Source organism: Vreelandella glaciei (genome assembly GCF_013415125.1).
Taxonomy (GTDB): Bacteria; Pseudomonadota; Gammaproteobacteria; order Pseudomonadales; family Halomonadaceae; genus Vreelandella; species Vreelandella glaciei.
Genome location: NZ_JACCDE010000011.1, coordinates 13,285 through 31,342 on the forward strand (window position 1 = coordinate 13,285; position 18,058 = coordinate 31,342).

Consider the following 18,058-nt stretch of genomic DNA (forward strand, 5'->3'; position numbering starts at 1 on the left):
GTCGATTTGAGAAATGCCCTGTTCGGTCTTCTGCTTGCGCTGCAGTTCCTTACCCGCGTCCCTATTCCAATAACCGTACCCTGGATACCTGATACCCGACGCTGGGCAGTACGCGCCTATCCGTTAGTGGGGCTGTTGATTGGCACCGTGCTAGCAGTGGTAGCGTTGGGGATGCACAACGTTCCCGCGCCGATCACCGCGCTGACATTGCTAAGCATTTGGGTGGCTATTTCGGGCGGGCTGCATTTAGATGGCGTAATGGATATCGCCGATGCGCTAGGCAGCAATCAGCCCCTGGCGCGCCGCTGGGAAATCATGAAAGACCCGCAAATCGGCAGCTTTGGTATGTTGGCGCTGGTGTTTCTGCTTGCCTGGAAGGGCGTGCTGCTGTGGGCGCTGCTGGCTTATCATGCACCCTGGTGGTGGCTATTAGCAGTCCCCGCGCTAGGGCGCTGGGCAGGTGTGGCGTTACTGGTGCTAACACCCTGCGCCCAGCAAAAGGGCTTGGCCTGGAGCTGGCAGCAGTCGCTTAGCGGCCAGGATGTGGCGCTTGCGTTGGTGCCGGTCTTGCTGATAGCACTGCTAGCGCCCGCGATAGTGTTGATGGTGCTAACGGTCACTGTTTTTGTGTTACTAATCCGCTGGATAATGTTGCGACTGTTTAACGGAATTAACGGCGATATGGTGGGCGCCACCATTGAAGGAGGAGAGCTTTGGCTACTGATCTTACTGTGGAGCTGGTGGCAGTTCGACACGGTATTACCGCTTGGAATTTAGAGCGTCGCTATCAAGGCCAGCGCGATATTCCGCTGCTGTTTCCTGACGCTGAAGTTGGGCTTCTAGCACTGCGCGACGCGTTGGTGGATGAGCGGTTTGATGCCATCTACTCAAGCGACCTTAACCGCTGCCAGCAAACCCTGGCGTGGGCAGAAGTTACCAAGGGCGGCGTGCCGCTCACCCTCGAACCACTCCTGCGCGAGCTTGATTTTGGCGAGTACGAAGGCAAGGTTTACAACGAACTAAAAGACTTACCTCACTACCGTGCCTGGATTGATAGCGTGGGCGAGCTACAAATTCCCGGTGGCGAATCGGCGGCTCAACTGCGCGAGCGCCTGGATGCCTGGCTTTATGATTTGGCGACCAATGCGCGTGCCGATGGTCACAAAAAGATACTGGCCGTCACCCACGGAGGCGTGATCCGTGAGCTGCGTCGCCGTTTTGAGACGATCCACTTCTGGGACGGTACCGTGCTTCAAGCGCAAGGAAGACGCTGGCAGCTTATTTTTCAAAAAGACGAACATGGCAAAGGGGAATGGCAATGCAGCTCTTCATCGGCGGTGCCTGCGCTGGCAAACGCGACGCCGTAATTGCTCGCTTTCCCGCAGCGCAGTGGTGGCGGCTTGATGCTGCGCAGCCTTTCAGCGATAGCCAGCAAGCGCTAGTAGCCAATACGCCGCTGATTATCACCGGCGTACTTGAGTGGCTTGGCGTAGCCCTTGAACGTGATGATAACGATGCCCTGCGCCAGCAGTGGCAGCGCGATATGGCAGCACTATGCCAGCGCGCCGACGAGCTAAACGCGGCGTTAATCATGATCGCCAGCGAAGTAGGCCGTGGGATAGTGCCCATGGAACCAGGGCAGCGGCGCCTGCGTGATCTCAATGGCTGGTTCACCCAAGACGCCACCGCCCAAGCTGAGCAGGTGTGGTATGTGCGCCATGGGTTGGTGATGGCGGTTAAGTAGCCACTGGTCGCTTTCCTGTGCGGGATACCCCGCTCCAATTCAATTGACCTCCCTTGGTCAAGTTGCTAGTTTACGCCCACTCTCAGGTGCTAGCGGTTAAACAGCCGCTAGTGAAACGGGAAGTTGGTGAACGCTTTGCGTGATTCCAACGCTGCCCCCGCAACGGTGATCGAGATAAGAACGGCTAATACGCCACTGTGCTTTTGCACGGGAAGGTGGTCGTTCGGAAAAGAGTGGCTCTGCTCTTGCTAGAGACGCCTTTCGCTCGTCAGCCCGGAGACCGGCCCGAGAGTAATGGTTCTAACTGAACCACACCATGCCGAGACGCGGAGGGCGTTCTTAGGGCAGTGAACGGTGGCGCAACGCTATCGTTACTCCCTTGTTTTGCCCTGTGCTCGGTCAAAAAAACTGCGTTGTGCGGGTGAGCACGGCGAGCAAGGGATCTCACATGAACCACCGTTTCCACACCACCGCCAAACGGGCGGCGTTTTGTATGGCTGCGTTACCGCTAGCCATCTCCTTTTCTGCCCAGGCCCAATATGCCAAAGCGACGACCGAATTAGCCGCGCTAGATCCCGTCGTTGTGACTGCTGCGTTAGCCCCTCGTACCGCTAATGAGAGTCTCTCTTCCGTTAGCGTATTGGATGAAGCCACTTTTCGCCGCCAAGACCCTACCAGTCTGACGGATCTTCTGCGCGGCCAGCCAGGCGTAGATGTCACTAGCAACGGCAGCTTTGGCAAAAGCAGCAGCGTTTATCTGCGTGGTGCGCCCAGCGATGCCTCCGTGCTAATGATTGATGGCATTCGCCTGCGCTCTGCCACGGCGGGCGGTGCCGCGTTTCAGTATTTAGATCCACGTATGTTTGACCGTGCGGAAATCGTGCGCGGGCCACGCGGTAGCCTTTACGGTGCAGATGCGGTCGGCGGTGTTATTCAGCTCTTTACGCCTGATGGTGATGAAGAGGGTCCGCAACCCAGAATTTCAGTCGGCGGTGGCTCATTTAATACCCAGCGGTTAAGCGCAGGCGTTTCTGGCCGCGAGGGAGGAACGCGCTACAGCTTTGCCGGTAGTCATTTCAATACCGACGGCCAGCCCATTCGACGGGGGGGGGAAGACAAAGGCTACGACAACACGTCTGCGCTGGCCCGCGTTGCGCATACCTTTGAAAGCGGTGCTGAGGTTGGTGTGCTGGCGCTGCGCGCTCGTGGTAACAACGAATATGATGGCGGAGAGAATGACTTCGTCCAGCAGGTAGCGGGTATTTACGGCGAACTGCCGATAACCGATACCTGGCAAAGTCGTCTAACGCTTAGTGAAGCCCGTGATGAGCTGGACACCATCGATAATTTCGGCAGTTCAGTGATTGATACCCGCACCCAAACCGCCCGCTGGCAGAACAATTTTCAGTTTGGCGCTCACGAATTGATCGCTGGCGCTGAAATCAGCGAAGATCGCGTTTCAAGCACCAACGATTTTGATGTCACCCGTCGCGATAACACCGCTGTGTTTACGCAAGGGCTACTCGACTTTTCGCCGTTCGCCATTCAAGCAAGCCTGCGTTACGACGACAACGAAGCTTATGGCGATGAAGTCACCGGCAGTTTGGCGTTGGGTTACGACCTGGATAATTATCATACGCTGCGTGCTAGCGTAGGCACCGCCTTTAAAGCGCCAAGTTTTAACGACCTTTATTGGCCGAATTCGGGCAATCCTGATCTCAATCCTGAAACGTCTGAAACCGTTGAAGTGGGCGTTCGCGGTCAATACAGCCAGTGGTTCTGGGACTTGGCCGCCTTCCAAAACGACTACGATGATCTGATTGCCTGGGCACCGACGTCCAGCGGATTATGGGCGCCGCAAAACGTCAATCATGCGCGTATTCGCGGTGCTGAGCTTTCCAGTGGTGTCGAAGTCAGCGACTGGACTCTGCAAGCTGCGTTTACCTACCTGGACCCAGAGGACAAGGATACCGGCAACCGGTTAGCCCGCCGCGCTACCCAAAGTGTACGTTTGGATGCCGACCGCGAGCTTGGTGATTGGTCGCTGGGTGGTTCCTTAGTGGCGCAGAATCACCGCTACGACGATGCCGCCAATACCCAGCGCTTGAATGGCTATGGGCTGATTAACCTGCGGGCAGGCTGGCAGTTTGCGCCTCTCTGGACGGCGCGTGTTACGGTAGAAAATGCCTTTGATAAAGAGTATGAAACGACGAGTGATTACATTAACGCCGGCCGAGCAGGGTTCTTGAGTGTTCACTTTGGCCAATAGAAAAAATGGCTTAACGCGCGGGGCGCTGGGCCTCGCGCTGCTATTGATGCCTACGGTTGCCCCGGCACACGACCACTCGCGTTGCGCAGTGGATGATCGTGACCGTGAGGTCTGTCTTTACAATGCCGCTCAGCGTATTGCGACGCTTTCTCCCGGCGCGACCGAGCTGACCTATGCGGCTGGCGCGGGGGATCAGGTAGTCGCCGTTGTCTCGTATAGCGACTATCCGCCGGAAGCTAAACAAGTAGCCTCGGTGGGTAGCCACACCCGAATTGATTTAGAAAAGCTGGTGGGCTTGGCGCCGGATTTAGTGATTGGCTGGGTAACTGGCAACCCCGCTGAACAGCTTGAAACCCTCGAAGCCTTGGGCATGCCGGTGTTCTATATTGAGCCTCGCGATATGGATGGCGTGGCCAGCGCCATCGAACGCTTGGCGCGGCTGGCGGGAACGGAAGTGGCCGGGCAGGCGGTGGCCGATAATTTCCATACTACCATGAAGGCCTTGGAAGAGCGCTATCGAGACCGCGAGCCGGTCGCCACGTTCTACCAAGTGTGGGATGAGCCATTAATGAGCGTTAACGACCAGCACCTGATTGGCCAAGTGGTCGATATTTGCGGCGGTCAAAATGTGTTTGGCGAGCAAACGCGCCTTGTGCCGCGAATCGACGATGAAGCGGTACTGGCAGCCAATCCTGAAGCGATTGTGGCCGGGGGTATGGGCGAAGAGAACCGCCACTGGCTGACCCACTGGGAGCAGTACGCCAACTTGAAGGCGGTTGCGGAAGATAATCTCTTCTTTGTGCCGCCCTCGCTCATTCAGCGGCCCACGCCGCGCCTGATGGAAGGCACACAACTCCTCTGTGAAAAGCTCGACATCGCCCGCCAAAAACGTGAGCGCAGCTAATGCTAGCGCGCCTGGGTCTCCCGCTTAGCCTGCTATTACTAGCGGCGTTGGCAGCGCTACTCTTAGCGCTTGGCGTCGGCAGCGCTAAGATTTCTCCTGCGCAAATTTGGGACTTGTTGCAGGGCGAAGGCGATGCTTTGGCGCGCACTATGGTGATGGAGCTGCGCTTGCCCAGGGCGCTCTCGGCGTTTGCCGTGGGCGGTTTGTTGGCGGTAGCCGGTGCGCTAATGCAGGTGCTTCTGCGTAACCCTCTTGCGGACCCTTACGTGCTGGGCCTTTCAGGCGGTGCCTCCATAGGTGCACTGGCGGCCATGCTCGGTGGGCTCGGCGGGCTGGCGATTTCAAGCTCGGCGTTTAGCGGTGCACTATTTTCGACGTTTTTAGTCTTCGGCTTGGCCCACGGCAGCGGCGGCTGGACGCCTTCGCGGCTGCTGCTCACCGGCGTCGTCGTTGCCGCGGGGTGGGGCGCAGTGATTACGCTAATGCTGGCGTTAAGCCCCGCAGAGCGCCTGCCGGGCATGCTCTACTGGCTGATGGGCGATCTCTCCTATGCGCGCACCCCCTGGCCGCCGCTACTGCTGTTACTAGCCACCTGCGTGGTGTTGATTCCGCTTGGACGTAGCCTGAATGTGTTGGCCCGAGGCCCGCAGCAAGCCGCCGCGCTGGGCGTGGCGGTTCGGCCGCTTGAGTGGTGCATCTATGTTACCGCTAGCTTACTGACCGCCGCTGCAGTCACCACGGCTGGCAGCATTGGGTTTGTGGGTTTAGTGGTGCCGCATATGCTGCGTCTGCTGTTAGGTAACGATCAACGGCTGATACTGCCCGCCTGCGCACTGGCGGGCGGCACGCTGTTGGTGTTAGCCGATACCTTGGCGCGTACCATGATCGCCCCGGAACAGCTCCCCGTTGGGGTGATCACTGCGTTATTGGGCGTACCCACCTTCCTGTTTCTGCTCTACCGGAGCCGCTGATGAGCGTACTGGCTACCCGCGATCTCATCATCGATGTGCCCGGCCGCGAAGGCGGTACGTCGCTAAATATAACCATCGAGCCAGGGCAAGTGTGGGGCGTGTTAGGGCCTAACGGCGCGGGTAAAACGACGCTATTACACACCCTGGCTGGGCTTCAGGCGCCGCGTTCAGGCAGCGTAGAGCTTAACGATTTAGCGCTTGGTCAACTGCGCCACCGCCACGTCGCTCAGCGATTGGGGTTGGTGTTTCAAGACCGCCAGGATGGCTTTCCCGCGACCGTGCTGGAAACCGCGCTGATTGGTCGTCACCCCTATCTTTCGCCTTGGCAGATGGAGGGCGCCGATGACTACGCCCGCGCGGAAGCCGCCTTGGAACGTATGGATGTAGCACACCTGGGTGACCGCTTGGTGAGCACGCTTTCCGGCGGCGAGCGCCAGCGGGTGGCGATTGCCACCGTTCTCACCCAGGCACCCAATGTGTGGCTGGCGGATGAACCGACTAACCATTTGGATCTACATCATCAGAGTGCCGTGATGGCGCTAATGGCAGATCAGGCCGCCCAGGGGCAGGCGGTCATCATGTGTTTGCATGACCTAAACCTTGCTGCCCGCTGGTGCGACCATGTGCTGCTGCTGTATCCCAACGGCGAGGCGTGCTGGGGCCCGCGGGATAGCATGCTGGTGCCCAGTGCGTTAGAAAGCCTCTACCGCCAAAAGCTAGCGGTGGTAGAGGTGGATGGCGCGCCGGTGTTTGTGCCGATAAAAGAGTAGTGCTTACTGCTCCAGCTCATCTCGCCAGGCGTGGCGGGGTGCGAAGCCGACCAGGCGGCGGGCTTTTTCGATGCTGTAGAAGGTCTCGAATTCGCCCATTTCGCGCTTGATGGGCACGCCGGTGTAGAAGCGCTCAATCACTTGGGCGTTGGTTAGGCCAACCGACAGATCGTCATTAGCAACGTTGAACACTTGATAGCCCAGGCCATCCGTTTTCAGGCAGCAATCGACCATCTGGCCCAGGTCGCGGGCGTCGATGTAAGCGAAAATGTTGCGGCGGCGCTGGGCGGGGTCATCCAGGTAGGCTGGAAAATTCTGACGGTACTCGTGGGGCTCGATAACGTTGTTGATGCGCAGGCCGTAGATGTCGATGCCTGAACGCGCCTGGAAGGAGCGCGCGGTCACTTCGTTGACCACCTTGCTCATGGCGTAGCTATCTTGAGGCACGGTGGGATGCTCTTCATCAACGGGGAGGTAGTCCGGTTTCTTCTCGCCATCGGCGAAACAGACGCCGTAGGTGGTCTCGCTGGAAGCGAAGATCACCTTGGGAATGCTCAGTTTGGTGGCGGCATCCAACACGTTGTAAGTGCTTAGCGTATTGATGCGGTAGGTCTCATTATCCGGCCGGTGCAGAATGGCTGGTATGGAGGCGAAATGAACAATGGCATCGTAACGCGGCACGCCGGTGCCTGGCTCAAGCTCATCGAACCCGGCGTAGGCCTGGCATGCATTGAATACCTGGCCAGCATCGGTCAGGTCGGTTTTCAGAGTAGTGATGCCGGGCACGTCAGACGTCACCCAATCCAGATTGGTGACTCGATGACCTTGATCGCGAAGATAAGCAGTGGCATGGCGGCCAGCTTTGCCACTGCCGCCAGTAAACAGAAGACGCATGCGGTAACCCCGGTTGGTGAAACGAAGCGGAACATAGAATCAAACGAAGACCTTCACCTTAGCAAAGAAAGGTTCGACCCGCCGACACTCAGCCCTGATCGCATGAAAATGGCTAACCACTAACAGTTAAAAGGATCGTTATGTTTCAGGGCAAAGCACACGCGGCGTTAATCAGCGCACCCGGCTCCGGCCAGGGGAAATCGATGGTCACCGCGGCGCTGGCACGGCTTCATCGCAATGCCGGGCTTAGCGTGCGTGTGTTCAAGCACGGCCCCGATTACCTTGACCCCATGATTCAGGAAGTGGCCTCCGGTCAGCCGGTGTATCAGCTTCACCCCTGGATGACCGGCGAAGAGGAGTGCCGCTGGCGCTTAGCCGAAGCCGCCCAGGAAGCAGATGTGATTCTGGTCGAAGGCTCCATGGGGTTATTTGATGGCTCGCCTTCCAGCGCTGATTTGGCAATCTTGGCAGGCATTCCCGCGCTGCCGGTGATTGATGCCTGGGGCATGGCGCAAACCTTTGGCGCCGTGGCTCAAGGCCTGGCCAACTACCATCCCGATCTTGCCATTCACGAAGTAATCGCCAACCGCGTCGGCAGCCCCGGCCACGGTAAGCTACTTGCCGATAGCATGCCGGAAGGCATTGCGCTGCTGGGGGCCATTCCCCGCAATGAGGCAATGAAAATTCCCGATCGTCATTTGGGCTTAGTGCAGGCCAGCGAATTGAGCGGCCTGGATGCGCAGTTGGATGCCGCCGCCGAGGTGTTGAAAGAGGCGGGCTTAGGCCGGTTGCCCAAGCTGGTCACGCTTAGCGCGGAATCTCCAACGCCGGTACCGGATTACCTTACTGGCGTGCGCATTGCGATTGCCCGAGACGACGCCTTTGCGTTTATCTACCGCGCCAATGTAGACGTGCTGCGCGCAATGGGCGCAGAGGTCAGCTTCTTTTCACCGCTTACTGATCACCAGTTACCCGAGTGCGACGCGCTCTGGTTGCCGGGCGGCTACCCGGAGCTTAACGCGGCTCAATTGAGCGCTAATCACAGCATGTTAGAAGCGATTCGCGCCCATCACCGCGCGGGCAAACCGATACTTGCAGAGTGCGGCGGCCTGATGGCCTGCGTTGAGCAGTTGGTGGATGGCGAAGGTGAATGCCACGCCATGCTAGGGCTTCTTAACGGCACCGCGAAAATGGCCGGTAAACTCACCGCGCTAGGATTGCAAAGCCTACACGCCGGGGCAGGCGAGCTACGCGGCCATACCTATCACCACTCGTTACTTGAAACCGCAATGACGCCGCTAGCACGCACCCGCAAACTGGCCGGTAGCGAAGCCGAACCGATTTATCGCGAAGGCGGGCTGGTGGCAAGCTACTTCCACGGCTACTTCCCCTCTGCGCCCAAGCTGGTCGCGGATATTTTTACTGGGCAGCCAATCAGCATCAATAACGGTTAACGAAATATGTGGAAGATTTTTCCATAAAATTGATCTGCGCTATGCTGTGAGCCTTTCATAACTGAATGCAACTCAGCAGGAGAACACCATGAGCTTTTACGTCTACCTTTCCGGCGAGATTCACACTAACTGGCGCGAAGAGATTCAGCGCGGCGCTGATGCAGCAGGCCTGGATATCGTGTTCACCGCGCCGGTAACGGACCACGCAGCCTCTGATGCCGCCGGGGACCACCTGGGTAAACCGGATGATGGCTTCTGGCGTGATCACCAGTCATCCAAGGTCAACGCCATTCGCACCCGCACCATGATTGAGCAGGCCGACCTCGTTGTCGTTCGTTTTGGCGAGCAGTACAAGCAGTGGAACGCCGCATTCGATGCAGGCTACTGCGCCGCCTTGGCCAAGCCTTACATCACGCTGCACAGCGAAGACATCGTTCACCCGCTGAAAGAAGTCGACGCGCAAGCCCAAGCCTGGTGCACCACGACCGATCAAGTGGTTGAGACATTGCGCTACGTACTAAAAGCCTGAATGTAGTAGAGAGCTTGATAAAGAGCTTCATTAACGAGGACACCCCATGCGCGAGAATGCCAAAACCCCCGAACGCCATGCCCAGCGCATGGCGGCCAAGCAGAAAATCATGAACGAGCGCATCGCCCGCGCCGATAAAGAGCAGGGCGTGCTGCTAGTGCTCACCGGCCCCGGTAAGGGCAAAAGCAGCTCCGGTTTTGGCATGCTCGCCCGCGCCCTAGGCCACGGTATGAAAGTGGGCGTGGTGCAGTTTATTAAAGGCGCGTTTAGTACCGGCGAAGAAGCGTTCTTCCGCAACCTACCCAACGTGGATTACCACGTAATGGGGCAGGGCTACACCTGGGACACCCAAGACCGCGAGCGCGATGTCGCCGCCGCCAACGCCGCCTGGGCAGAAGCCAAACGCATGCTTCAGGATGAAAGCTACCACCTGGTCCTGCTCGACGAACTCAACATCGCCCTGCGCTACGAGTACCTAGACCTCGATCAAGTACTCGACGACCTGCAAGCCCGCCCAGCAATGCAGCACGCCGTCGTCACCGGCCGCTACGCCCCACAACAGCTCATCGACCTTGCCGACACCGTCACTGAAATGAAAGTGGTCAAGCATGCTTTTAAAGATCAGGGCATTAAAGCTCAGAAGGGGATTGAGCTTTAGGCGAGAGGTGTAAAGGGTGAGGGGGAAGGCAGAGGGGATTTTTTGATGGGCGGAATTTCAGCCCACGGCAGTTAGGTCTTGTGAACCAGCAACTCCCCGTGTCTTGCTAATACATACAATGTAACTACAATATAATGCATGAGCTATCTTACCTTTGAGTGGGATCCCAATAAGGACGCCGCTAACTGCAAGAAGCATGGCGTTTCTTTTAAAGAGGCAAAGACTGCCTTCACGGACGAGTTTGGCCGACTTATATCGGATCCCGATCATTCTGAAGAGGAGGATCGGTTCATACTCCTTGGAACGAGCATTCATTCCCGTTTACTGGTGGTGTGCCACTGCGTTAGAGACGGAGAAACAATCCGAATTATCTCAGCGCGCAAGGCGAATAAACGAGAGCGAAAAACTTACGAAGGGTACAGACATGCGTGAACATTACGATTTTGCAGAGTCAGTCAAAAACCCATACGCCAAGAAGCTTAAAAAGCAGGTCACGATTCGGCTGGATGAAGATACCATCGCGTATTTCAAGCATCTGGCGGAAGAAAAAGACCTTCCCTATCAGAGCTTGATCAATCTTTATCTGCGCGACTGCGCCCAGTCACATAAAGACCTTAAGCTTGAGTGGAAATAAACGGCGCGGCGGTGGCCAAGCCTTACATCACCCTGCATTGCGAAGATCTTATTTGTTCGCTCAAAGCAGTCGATGCCGGAGCCCATGCCTAGTTCAGCACCACAGAACAAGTAGTCGAAACCCTACGCTACGTCCTCAAAGCATAAACCCAAAGCGCCTCCCACAAACCCAACCACAGCATTAGTGGTGTTGACTTGGTGTTGTGGGCGGGCGCTTCAGCGCGCGATGCCGCCCCCCCCCCACATAAACAATCCAGCCCAATAGAGTGCTAGGTCACTATTGCGAGTGTGAACCCCATAAAATCAAAGGATTGCATACTCGTAGCGTGGCGTAACGCTTGGCTAGGAGCAAGCCAAAAGGCATTCGCAGCGGCGGCCCGGCGCGAAGGCAGCGTTAGCTGCCCAAAGCCTGCTCCAGCACGATGCTCTGCAAAGCCACGTGACCTAAGCCAGTTTTATGAATACAGTATGATTAGCTCAGCAAAGCGAGTGCGTACGTGAATTTAGGATTTACTGATAAATTATTTTTAATTTTATTAAGTATCAGATGGTAAGAGGTGTTTCGGCGCGCGTGATAAGAATGTTGAATAGAGCAACGCGTTTGTTCAGTACTAGGACGCGCAGTCTAATCACTGTTGTGTGTCTTTATGAGGGGGGGTGTCCGACCCTATGAAACGTACGTCTGATAAGCAACGTCCTATCGACCGTCTACGCGATAGTGCTGGTTCATTGAAAATCAACACGTCAGACGACGAAACGCCAATTCGGGAGATGATTTCTACGGGCGACCGGCTCTTGGTAGTAAAGGATCACGGGATCTACGAAATTGCTCTTGCTGATCAGATTGATCCGGAGCGCAGCAATCCCTCTGTGCCGAATACAATTCAGAGAGTTCTTCCTTTTGGTGCTGCAGATTCGTGGGTGGGTGCGGTGGTTCTCACAGCTCGCCAGCTGTTCATGAGTTCTTGTTTTGATGCAGATGCCGGGCGGCGAGCTTTTGATCTGGTTCTGCGTATCGCGCAAGACATTGCCGGAGCACAGCAGATAATTCGAAGGCACAATGAATTGGAGTCTGAAGCGTTAGGTTCAGTAGATCCACAGATCCATCACGACAGGTCGTTTGTCCTGCCTTCAGTCGGCAATGTTGAGGCCAGCTGCAATGAATATCTCCAGCGTACCGACCATGCACTGAGAGAGCTATTCAAAACCGTTCAGCTATTCTATCCAGATGTGGGCTCAGGTGGTTGGGATAGCCTGAAGAAAAAGATCGAATCGGGACCTGAAGGCTTGGACAACTTTTCTCAATTTCTGGCGGATTCGATAGGATTCCTAAAATTGATCAGAAACGCTCGCAACTGCGTTGAGCATCCTCGTCCGGAACAGCGTCTCGTTGTCGTCGATTTCAGCATTGACCGAAATAATATGTTGGTTCCTCCCACTATCGAGGTCATTTATCCTAAGGATTCGATGCCCAAATCTCAGGTTGCGGAATTCTTCGATAGCAGCATCAAATCATTGGTAAATGTCGTCGAGCTTATGGTGGTCTTCTTGGGTGCCCGAAACGTAGGCCAAGCTGCCGGCTTCCCCGTTCACGTCATGGAGCTCGCGCCAGACCAACGCAGGCACCCACATGTCAGGTACAGCTTTGGAATGCTGATGGGAGGTCAACTTGTGCCGATGTCATAGTTTTCTGTTAGAGCATAGGCTGGCTAGCTCCCTGCCAGAGACACATAACAAATCGCTGCAGGTGACATTCGATCCACCGCCCACTTTTGCTGCCGCAGAAGCGGACGGCGCCTCAAATGCACCTGAACTTAGGCGTTCGGAAACAACCAATGAGGAAAGCGACCAACCAAACGAACACTAGCTCAAGTTGCCCTAAAGCCGTTCCGATAGCAGACGAGGGAAAAATGTGGCAAGAAACGTAGCTACACCAAAGCAGACTGCAGGTGGTGGATACACATTTGAGGATAAGGTATCGGCGTCGTTTCTGCTGAAGATGCTTGCTGGTGATTACCCCCTGAGCGCTGAAGACGGGCAAGTTGAGGCAGTTCGATTTCAGAAACGCGTGGATGGCTGGTTTCTCGACGACCTAGTGCTCATGCTTCGGCGGTCAGATGGTAGTATGTGTGCACTTGCGGCTTCCGTAAAAAGCAATACGCAGATCACGGTATCTGGCTTTCCGGCAGACTTTAGAGAGGCCGTATGGGAGCAACTGCTTCATGTAGAAACGCAGCAATTTGACTTGAGTTCGGATTATCTTTCGCTCGTGACGTCAACCATTGAGCTGGAGGTGAAGACGGCATGGGATGGATTGCTGACAAAGGCAATCGAAGCGGACTCTTCTCATTTTGCAGCAAGACTTGAAACCGCCAACTATTCAAATGACATCGAGCGATCCATTTTCGCCAGTCTTCACTGTCCGCTGGCAATTGATACTGCCAAAACTCCAGCAGACACCACTGAACTACTAAAGCGGCTACGACACTTCCAATTCGATTTTGGAAGCGAGCCTTCTGAGGATGAAAACAAGTGCATCCTTCGATGCATGGAATTGCTCCGGAGTGGCGGGCAGCTGCAGGCCATTTCTTTGTGGACTCAACTGAAGCAACTTGCGAGGGAATTGGCTACGTCAGGCGGAGATTTGACACGAGCAGATTTGGCGAATCGACTGCGTCGTCAATTCGCTCTGAAAGAGTTTCCTAACTATGTTTCTGATTGGGCCAAGATTTCGGCCGATTTCACAATACGTACTGAACGTGTGAGAGATCGACTGGCCGGTAGCGTTGAACTTATACGAGACCAAGCGGAGTTTCCGAAGTGTAAGAAGCCGATTACTGCATTAGTCGGTGCTAGCGGTTCTGGGAAAACGGTACTGGCAAAACAACTCGCTTTTAAAGCAGCTTCTCATGGCCATGTTGTTTGGCTCACACCCGCAGATCTCAATGCTACTTCAATATCTTTACAGTTTGCCGATCTAGGTCTTACCTATTCTTTTCCGGAACTAGTTGAACAGTCGATTGGACAAGCGGGCTTTATAGTTGTCGACGGTGTCGAGCGGCTTACCCAAGGGGGGCTATCTAATTTAGCCGTGTTGCTGCGGCGGTCGAGATCGAACACAAATTCAACTGCATGGTCTTTCGTGTTCACTTGTGTCATCGATTCGTGGGAACGCACACTTTTCGAACTTAAGCGAGAATACAGCGAAGGACTCAACGTCGCGGTCGAAATGGTCGAGTTTCAATTCAAACGCCATCGCGATCAGATCGTTGAAGCATTCCCCACAATTTCGCCAATGTTATTGCGTCCACATTTGGCAAGCCTGTTCTCAAATTTAAAAATGCTCGATTTGGTTTTGTCGAACGCTGGTGTGGGTACAGAAACCATGACTTGGGTCGGCGAGACTGACATCCTCGAATGGTACTGGACGCAGCACATCCAAAATGGCCCGGACGGCACGGCACGTTCGCGCTTCATGCAAAAGTTGGCGTGCGCAGAAGCGAATGACTTCTTGGCAGCCGTTCCGGTCGGCGATTTCGACAACAGCGAATGTCAGCTTTCGCAGAATTTGATAGCCGATCAGGTCATCTGGAGCCGCGATGAAAGACTCGGGTTTGAACACGATCTTTTGGGGGATTGGGCGCGAACCCGTTTTCTGTTGAGTCGGCAAGAGGAAATTGCGCGCCTCGCAGCAGAGTATTCACTGAATCCCCGTTGGCACCGTGCGATTCGCCTGTTCGGTTTACGATTACTCGAAAACGAATCACAAGTCGAACATTGGGAACAGCTCATTTTTAAGTTGTCGCCGGACGATCAATACAAAGTCGAAAGCGATTTGGTCTTGGAATCAGTTACGTTTGCGGGAAATGCTGAAACTTTGATCGGACAAGTGTGGCCAACGCTAGTGGCAAGTAAAGGAAAACTATTTAACCGTCTTCTGACTCGGTTCCTGTATGTAGCAACGCTACCCGACCCTTTGTATGCGAGCGAGCTGGGACTTGCCGCACAGCGGCGAATTCCTTTCTGGCCTCTCTGGCTCCCCATGTTGCGAGTCTTGTCTGAGAAAAGTACCGAAGCGATTCCAATTGCGCCGGATCAAGTGACCCAAATGGCAGACCTTTGGCTGAGGTATTCGGGAGAAAACTGGCCTCTTCGTGCTGAAGCTGGGCAAATATTGCTCGACGCGGCCCAACACATCATTGCCGAAATCCGATCGCAGGATTGGCGGACGGAAAGCGATTTGTGCGAGAGCGTGTTTTCACGTTTGTTGACCGCTGCATCCGTTTACCCGATTGAGGTTTCTGAACTTGCACTTGCTCTCGTTGAGCGACGTGAGAATACACTTTTCGCAGTCGATGAGGAAGATGGATCAGACGAGCTGAAAACCGAGGACGAGGATGGTGTTGCGGCCCTATTGGGACCGCGCGGCCCGCTGGCAGATCCATGGCCCGATGGGCCACTTCGCCGCGTAAACCACAGCGTCCATGACGGCTTCTTAGCTGGTAGCAATCCGCTTCAGTACTTGTTCACAGCACGTCCCGAGATCGGCAAGGAAGTGTTGCTCGCTCTTCTGATTCGAGAGCCTTTGCCACAGTATCGCGATTCTTTTGATAGCGTACTCGATGAATTCCTTCACGTTGACGCCGAACCTGATTGGTCGCCGCCAATGTATTTCCTCGGCCCATTCTTGTCATTTCTACGTACCAGCAGAGAGAAAGGGATAGAAACGATCGTTGCCCTACTAAATTTTGTAACGGATCGTTGGATCGACAACCGAGACGAGCCACCTCCATCAATTCATGTTTCAGTTGATGGCAAAGACGTCGAGTTTTTCGGTTCTAGTGAGGCGTACTATTGGTATCGCGATTCAGCTCGTTCTCCAAACGTAGTTGTGCCGGCGCTGATGGCGCTGGAGAGATGGCTTTATTTATGTCTGGAACACGAAGAATCAATCGCGCCCGCTGTCCAGCAGATATTGAGCACGTCGCGGAGTACAGCGCTGTTGGGTGTATTGGCGGCAGTCGGTCGTAAGTCGCCAAAACTCTTCAATAATGAACTACGTGCATTGGTTCCGGTGTGGCAGCTTCAGGTTTGGGAGGAGAACTATAGATTACAGCAACTCGAATCGTTACTCGGTATGACAATGATGCAGTGGACGCGATGGGGAGAGTCGATTTGGAATTTGGTTCGAGAATGGCACACTCTTGAGCATCGAAAGACAACTCTCGGCGACGTACTGTTTCAACAACTCCTTAGCGATGGAGATGCACGCTCAATTCTGATTGAGGCACAGGCCCAATGGGCTGAAGAGCTTCAGAACCAAGGAGAGTCGGATGAGGCCGATTTTCTTGAGAGCATCGCTTTACGATTTGACGAAAGCAATTGGCAGATGCGGAAATGCGAAAACGGAATCGCGATTGACTTTGTTGAGCCGGAGGAACGGACGCAAAGACTCGCTGAAGTTCGCGAAGTGAACGAGAAACACATGGCGGTTCTCACTTTTCCGTTGACATGTCGAAAAAAGATTGACGAGAGAAAGAGAATGGAACCTTCCGAGCTGCAAGCCTTTTGGACACGTCTGCAAGGTATCGCCGAAGACGCTGAACAGGCTCGCAGTCGCGGGGACAGACCCGAAGACGCAATTGTTGGTGGAATCGCGGTCCTGGCGATCTTGCATCAAGATTGGATTGATGCTGACCCGGAACGCGAGAAATGGTGTGTCGAAAAACTCATCAACGTTCTGAATAACCGCCCCCCGCATCCTCAGTTCCACGTTGCTGAGTCCGTCAGCAATTATCACTGGGATAATTTTGCTGCAATGCTGATTCCACAAATGCTTGCTGAGGATCCTACTCACGAGGGAATCAGAAGTCTCTGCGCATATTTTGCTTTGGCATTTAACTATAGCGTCATTCAGGATCTGATGACTTTCGCGTTTGATGAACGAGAGTCTCTTGGTGATGATTTCCGACGCTTGCAACGTCTGATTCTTGTTTCCTCAGGAATACGCAACGTCGACACGGTAACGCACGGCGGAAATAGCTTTTGGGACTGCCCAGATATTGATTATGACATCGACAAACATTTCAACAAATTGGTCGACCAATTTACAAAGTCATCGTTGCCAGCAGAAATCCCAAACCTTTGCGAGATCGCTGAAGATGCCACTGAAACAATCTTTGAGATGGTTCGCCAGCAACACGCGATCTCATACGACGAGCCCAGCTCCGAAGAGGTTGAAGCTTCGATTGCAAGTCGGATCAAACGCGGTTACGGGTTTGAGCCTATGCAATTGCGAGCCGGCTTTTGCTGGCTCGAAAGAACGGAAGACGCGATTGATCCCAACGAGCTGGCGGGATGGATCACAACTCTTGAAACTCTCCTACTAGGCATCTTGCGTCCTCTCGGCGGGATCGACGAAGCTCTATTCGATGATGACGACGACAACACATTCTTCGCTTTCCCAGGACAGTTGAGCACTTGGATATTCGACCTCGTTGCCGGAGTGATTCCAAAGATCGCGCAAATGTGTTCTGCTCGACAGCTATGGGAACCAATCCTGTCATTCGGACTGGAGCGAGTGCATTGGGTGGATTCGTTTATCTCAGCTTGGTTCATTCACGGATTGCAAGTTGAAGGGTGCGAATCCGCTTTCTTTAGAGAATGGAAGGAAATGATCGCCTTCGCGTGGACGAAACAAAACTGGAGACAAACCGATGTGCGGAACCATCGATCAGATGACGAATTATTTCGCCATTTGATGGGGTTCAGTAGCTTCGGCCACGGGTACTTTGAGAAAGAAAAGTATCGATCGTATGTTGCTAAGATGAAGCCCGAATTCGAACAATGGACGAAAGAATTCTTTCCACATCCCGAGGCCACCAGTGCCTTCGCGCGTTTCCTGACATACCCGTCGGCGGTCGACTACCTGCGTGAAGGAGTGCGGAAACTTGCGGAGATATCACATCAATTTGAAGATTGGCACTGGCGCGACTTCTATCATCTGGAATACGCCTTGCTAACTTTGCTTGAGTACGACTGGCAATACAACTCTCGCCTGATCCTGTCTGATACGGAGGTCCGACAGCAATTCTCAACTCTTCTCAAGTCGATGTCGGATCGACAAGTTGCGCAGGCTTTGGAATTACAGGACAAGATGCTGAGGGCTAAATAGGATCTGGGGGAAAAAGGGTGGCTAGCTGAACAAGGACATGCACACGGACAGGGCTTCC

The 18,058-nt window shown here is 54.6% G+C and carries 15 protein-coding genes and 1 riboswitch; of the genes, 14 read left to right on the plus strand and 1 reads right to left on the minus strand.

The window, feature by feature from the left end; translation table 11 throughout:
• Positions 1-6 precede the first annotated feature (6 nt).
• From cobS to HZS80_RS09050, 7 genes are all read left to right on the plus strand, one after another.
• On the plus strand, positions 7-777 hold the full coding sequence (gene cobS / locus HZS80_RS09020) for an adenosylcobinamide-GDP ribazoletransferase (protein WP_179915853.1): 771 nt from the start codon (positions 7-9) through the stop codon (positions 775-777).
• On the plus strand, positions 714-1,367 hold the full coding sequence (locus HZS80_RS09025; RefSeq protein ID WP_179915854.1) for a histidine phosphatase family protein: 654 nt from the start codon (positions 714-716) through the stop codon (positions 1,365-1,367). Before cobS ends, HZS80_RS09025 begins: the two co-directional genes overlap by 64 nt.
• Entirely contained in the window at positions 1,319-1,744 is a 426-nt protein-coding gene (locus tag HZS80_RS09030; RefSeq protein WP_035557100.1) for a bifunctional adenosylcobinamide kinase/adenosylcobinamide-phosphate guanylyltransferase, read from the plus strand. The genes HZS80_RS09025 and HZS80_RS09030 overlap by 49 nt, the downstream gene beginning before the upstream one ends.
• A 67-nt stretch (positions 1,745-1,811) precedes the next feature.
• Positions 1,812-2,047: riboswitch (cobalamin riboswitch) on the plus strand.
• A gap of 145 nt (positions 2,048-2,192) precedes the next feature.
• Positions 2,193-4,013, plus strand: coding sequence for a TonB-dependent receptor domain-containing protein (locus HZS80_RS09035; protein ID WP_179915855.1), 1,821 nt, complete (start codon positions 2,193-2,195; stop codon positions 4,011-4,013).
• Positions 3,994-4,917 carry a cobalamin-binding protein gene (locus tag HZS80_RS09040; protein WP_179915856.1) on the plus strand — a complete coding sequence of 308 codons (924 nt, stop codon included), beginning with the start codon at positions 3,994-3,996 and terminating at the stop codon, positions 4,915-4,917. Before HZS80_RS09035 ends, HZS80_RS09040 begins: the two co-directional genes overlap by 20 nt.
• Entirely contained in the window at positions 4,917-5,888 is a 972-nt protein-coding gene (locus HZS80_RS09045; protein ID WP_179915857.1) for a FecCD family ABC transporter permease, read from the plus strand. The genes HZS80_RS09040 and HZS80_RS09045 overlap by 1 nt, the downstream gene beginning before the upstream one ends.
• Positions 5,888-6,658, plus strand: coding sequence for an ABC transporter ATP-binding protein (locus tag HZS80_RS09050; RefSeq protein WP_179915858.1), 771 nt, complete (start codon positions 5,888-5,890; stop codon positions 6,656-6,658). The genes HZS80_RS09045 and HZS80_RS09050 overlap by 1 nt, the downstream gene beginning before the upstream one ends.
• Before the next feature lie 3 nt (positions 6,659-6,661).
• Here HZS80_RS09050 and HZS80_RS09055 read toward each other — a convergent pair whose 3' ends face one another.
• Positions 6,662-7,552, minus strand: a complete 891-nt coding sequence (locus HZS80_RS09055) for an NAD-dependent epimerase/dehydratase family protein (protein ID WP_035557113.1) — start codon at positions 7,550-7,552, stop codon at positions 6,662-6,664.
• Positions 7,553-7,692: 140 nt separating this feature from the next.
• Between HZS80_RS09055 and HZS80_RS09060 the strand changes: the two genes are divergently transcribed.
• From HZS80_RS09060 to HZS80_RS09090, 7 genes are all read left to right on the plus strand, one after another.
• Positions 7,693-9,006 (plus strand): cobyrinic acid a,c-diamide synthase CobB, encoded by a 1,314-nt coding sequence (locus HZS80_RS09060; protein WP_179915859.1) that lies wholly within the window; start codon positions 7,693-7,695, stop codon positions 9,004-9,006.
• 88 nt (positions 9,007-9,094) lie between these two features.
• Positions 9,095-9,535, plus strand: a complete 441-nt coding sequence (locus tag HZS80_RS09065) for a YtoQ family protein (RefSeq protein WP_179915860.1) — start codon at positions 9,095-9,097, stop codon at positions 9,533-9,535.
• A gap of 46 nt (positions 9,536-9,581) precedes the next feature.
• Positions 9,582-10,193, plus strand: coding sequence for a cob(I)yrinic acid a,c-diamide adenosyltransferase (gene cobO, locus HZS80_RS09070; protein ID WP_179915861.1), 612 nt, complete (start codon positions 9,582-9,584; stop codon positions 10,191-10,193).
• A 138-nt stretch (positions 10,194-10,331) separates the two neighbouring features.
• Positions 10,332-10,625 (plus strand): BrnT family toxin, encoded by a 294-nt coding sequence (locus tag HZS80_RS23435; RefSeq protein WP_179915862.1) that lies wholly within the window; start codon positions 10,332-10,334, stop codon positions 10,623-10,625.
• A complete protein-coding gene (locus HZS80_RS23440; RefSeq protein ID WP_246361836.1) occupies positions 10,618-10,827 on the plus strand; it encodes a BrnA antitoxin family protein in 210 nt (69 codons plus the stop codon). Before HZS80_RS23435 ends, HZS80_RS23440 begins: the two co-directional genes overlap by 8 nt.
• A gap of 668 nt (positions 10,828-11,495) precedes the next feature.
• Entirely contained in the window at positions 11,496-12,512 is a 1,017-nt protein-coding gene (locus HZS80_RS09085; protein ID WP_179915863.1) for a hypothetical protein, read from the plus strand.
• 226 nt (positions 12,513-12,738) lie between these two features.
• A complete protein-coding gene (locus HZS80_RS09090; protein WP_179915864.1) occupies positions 12,739-18,000 on the plus strand; it encodes an ATP-binding protein in 5,262 nt (1,753 codons plus the stop codon).
• Positions 18,001-18,058 lie beyond the last annotated feature (58 nt).

Excerpts from the sequence above, each read along its gene's own strand:
- HZS80_RS09065 (WP_179915860.1), top strand. The coding sequence starts at position 9,095 with ATGAGCTTTTACGTCTACCTTTCCGGCGAGATTCACACTAACTGGCGC.
- HZS80_RS23435 (WP_179915862.1), top strand. The coding sequence starts at position 10,332 with ATGAGCTATCTTACCTTTGAGTGGGATCCCAATAAGGACGCCGCTAAC.
- HZS80_RS09085 (WP_179915863.1), top strand. The coding sequence starts at position 11,496 with ATGAAACGTACGTCTGATAAGCAACGTCCTATCGACCGTCTACGCGAT.
- HZS80_RS09060 (WP_179915859.1), top strand. The coding sequence starts at position 7,693 with ATGTTTCAGGGCAAAGCACACGCGGCGTTAATCAGCGCACCCGGCTCC.
- HZS80_RS09035 (WP_179915855.1), top strand. The coding sequence starts at position 2,193 with ATGAACCACCGTTTCCACACCACCGCCAAACGGGCGGCGTTTTGTATG.
- HZS80_RS09050 (WP_179915858.1), top strand. The coding sequence starts at position 5,888 with ATGAGCGTACTGGCTACCCGCGATCTCATCATCGATGTGCCCGGCCGC.
- cobO (WP_179915861.1), top strand. The coding sequence starts at position 9,582 with ATGCGCGAGAATGCCAAAACCCCCGAACGCCATGCCCAGCGCATGGCG.
- HZS80_RS23440 (WP_246361836.1), top strand. The coding sequence starts at position 10,618 with ATGCGTGAACATTACGATTTTGCAGAGTCAGTCAAAAACCCATACGCC.
- HZS80_RS09055 (WP_035557113.1), bottom strand. The coding sequence starts at position 7,552 with ATGCGTCTTCTGTTTACTGGCGGCAGTGGCAAAGCTGGCCGCCATGCC.
- HZS80_RS09045 (WP_179915857.1), top strand. The coding sequence starts at position 4,917 with ATGCTAGCGCGCCTGGGTCTCCCGCTTAGCCTGCTATTACTAGCGGCG.
- HZS80_RS09030 (WP_035557100.1), top strand. The coding sequence starts at position 1,319 with ATGCAGCTCTTCATCGGCGGTGCCTGCGCTGGCAAACGCGACGCCGTA.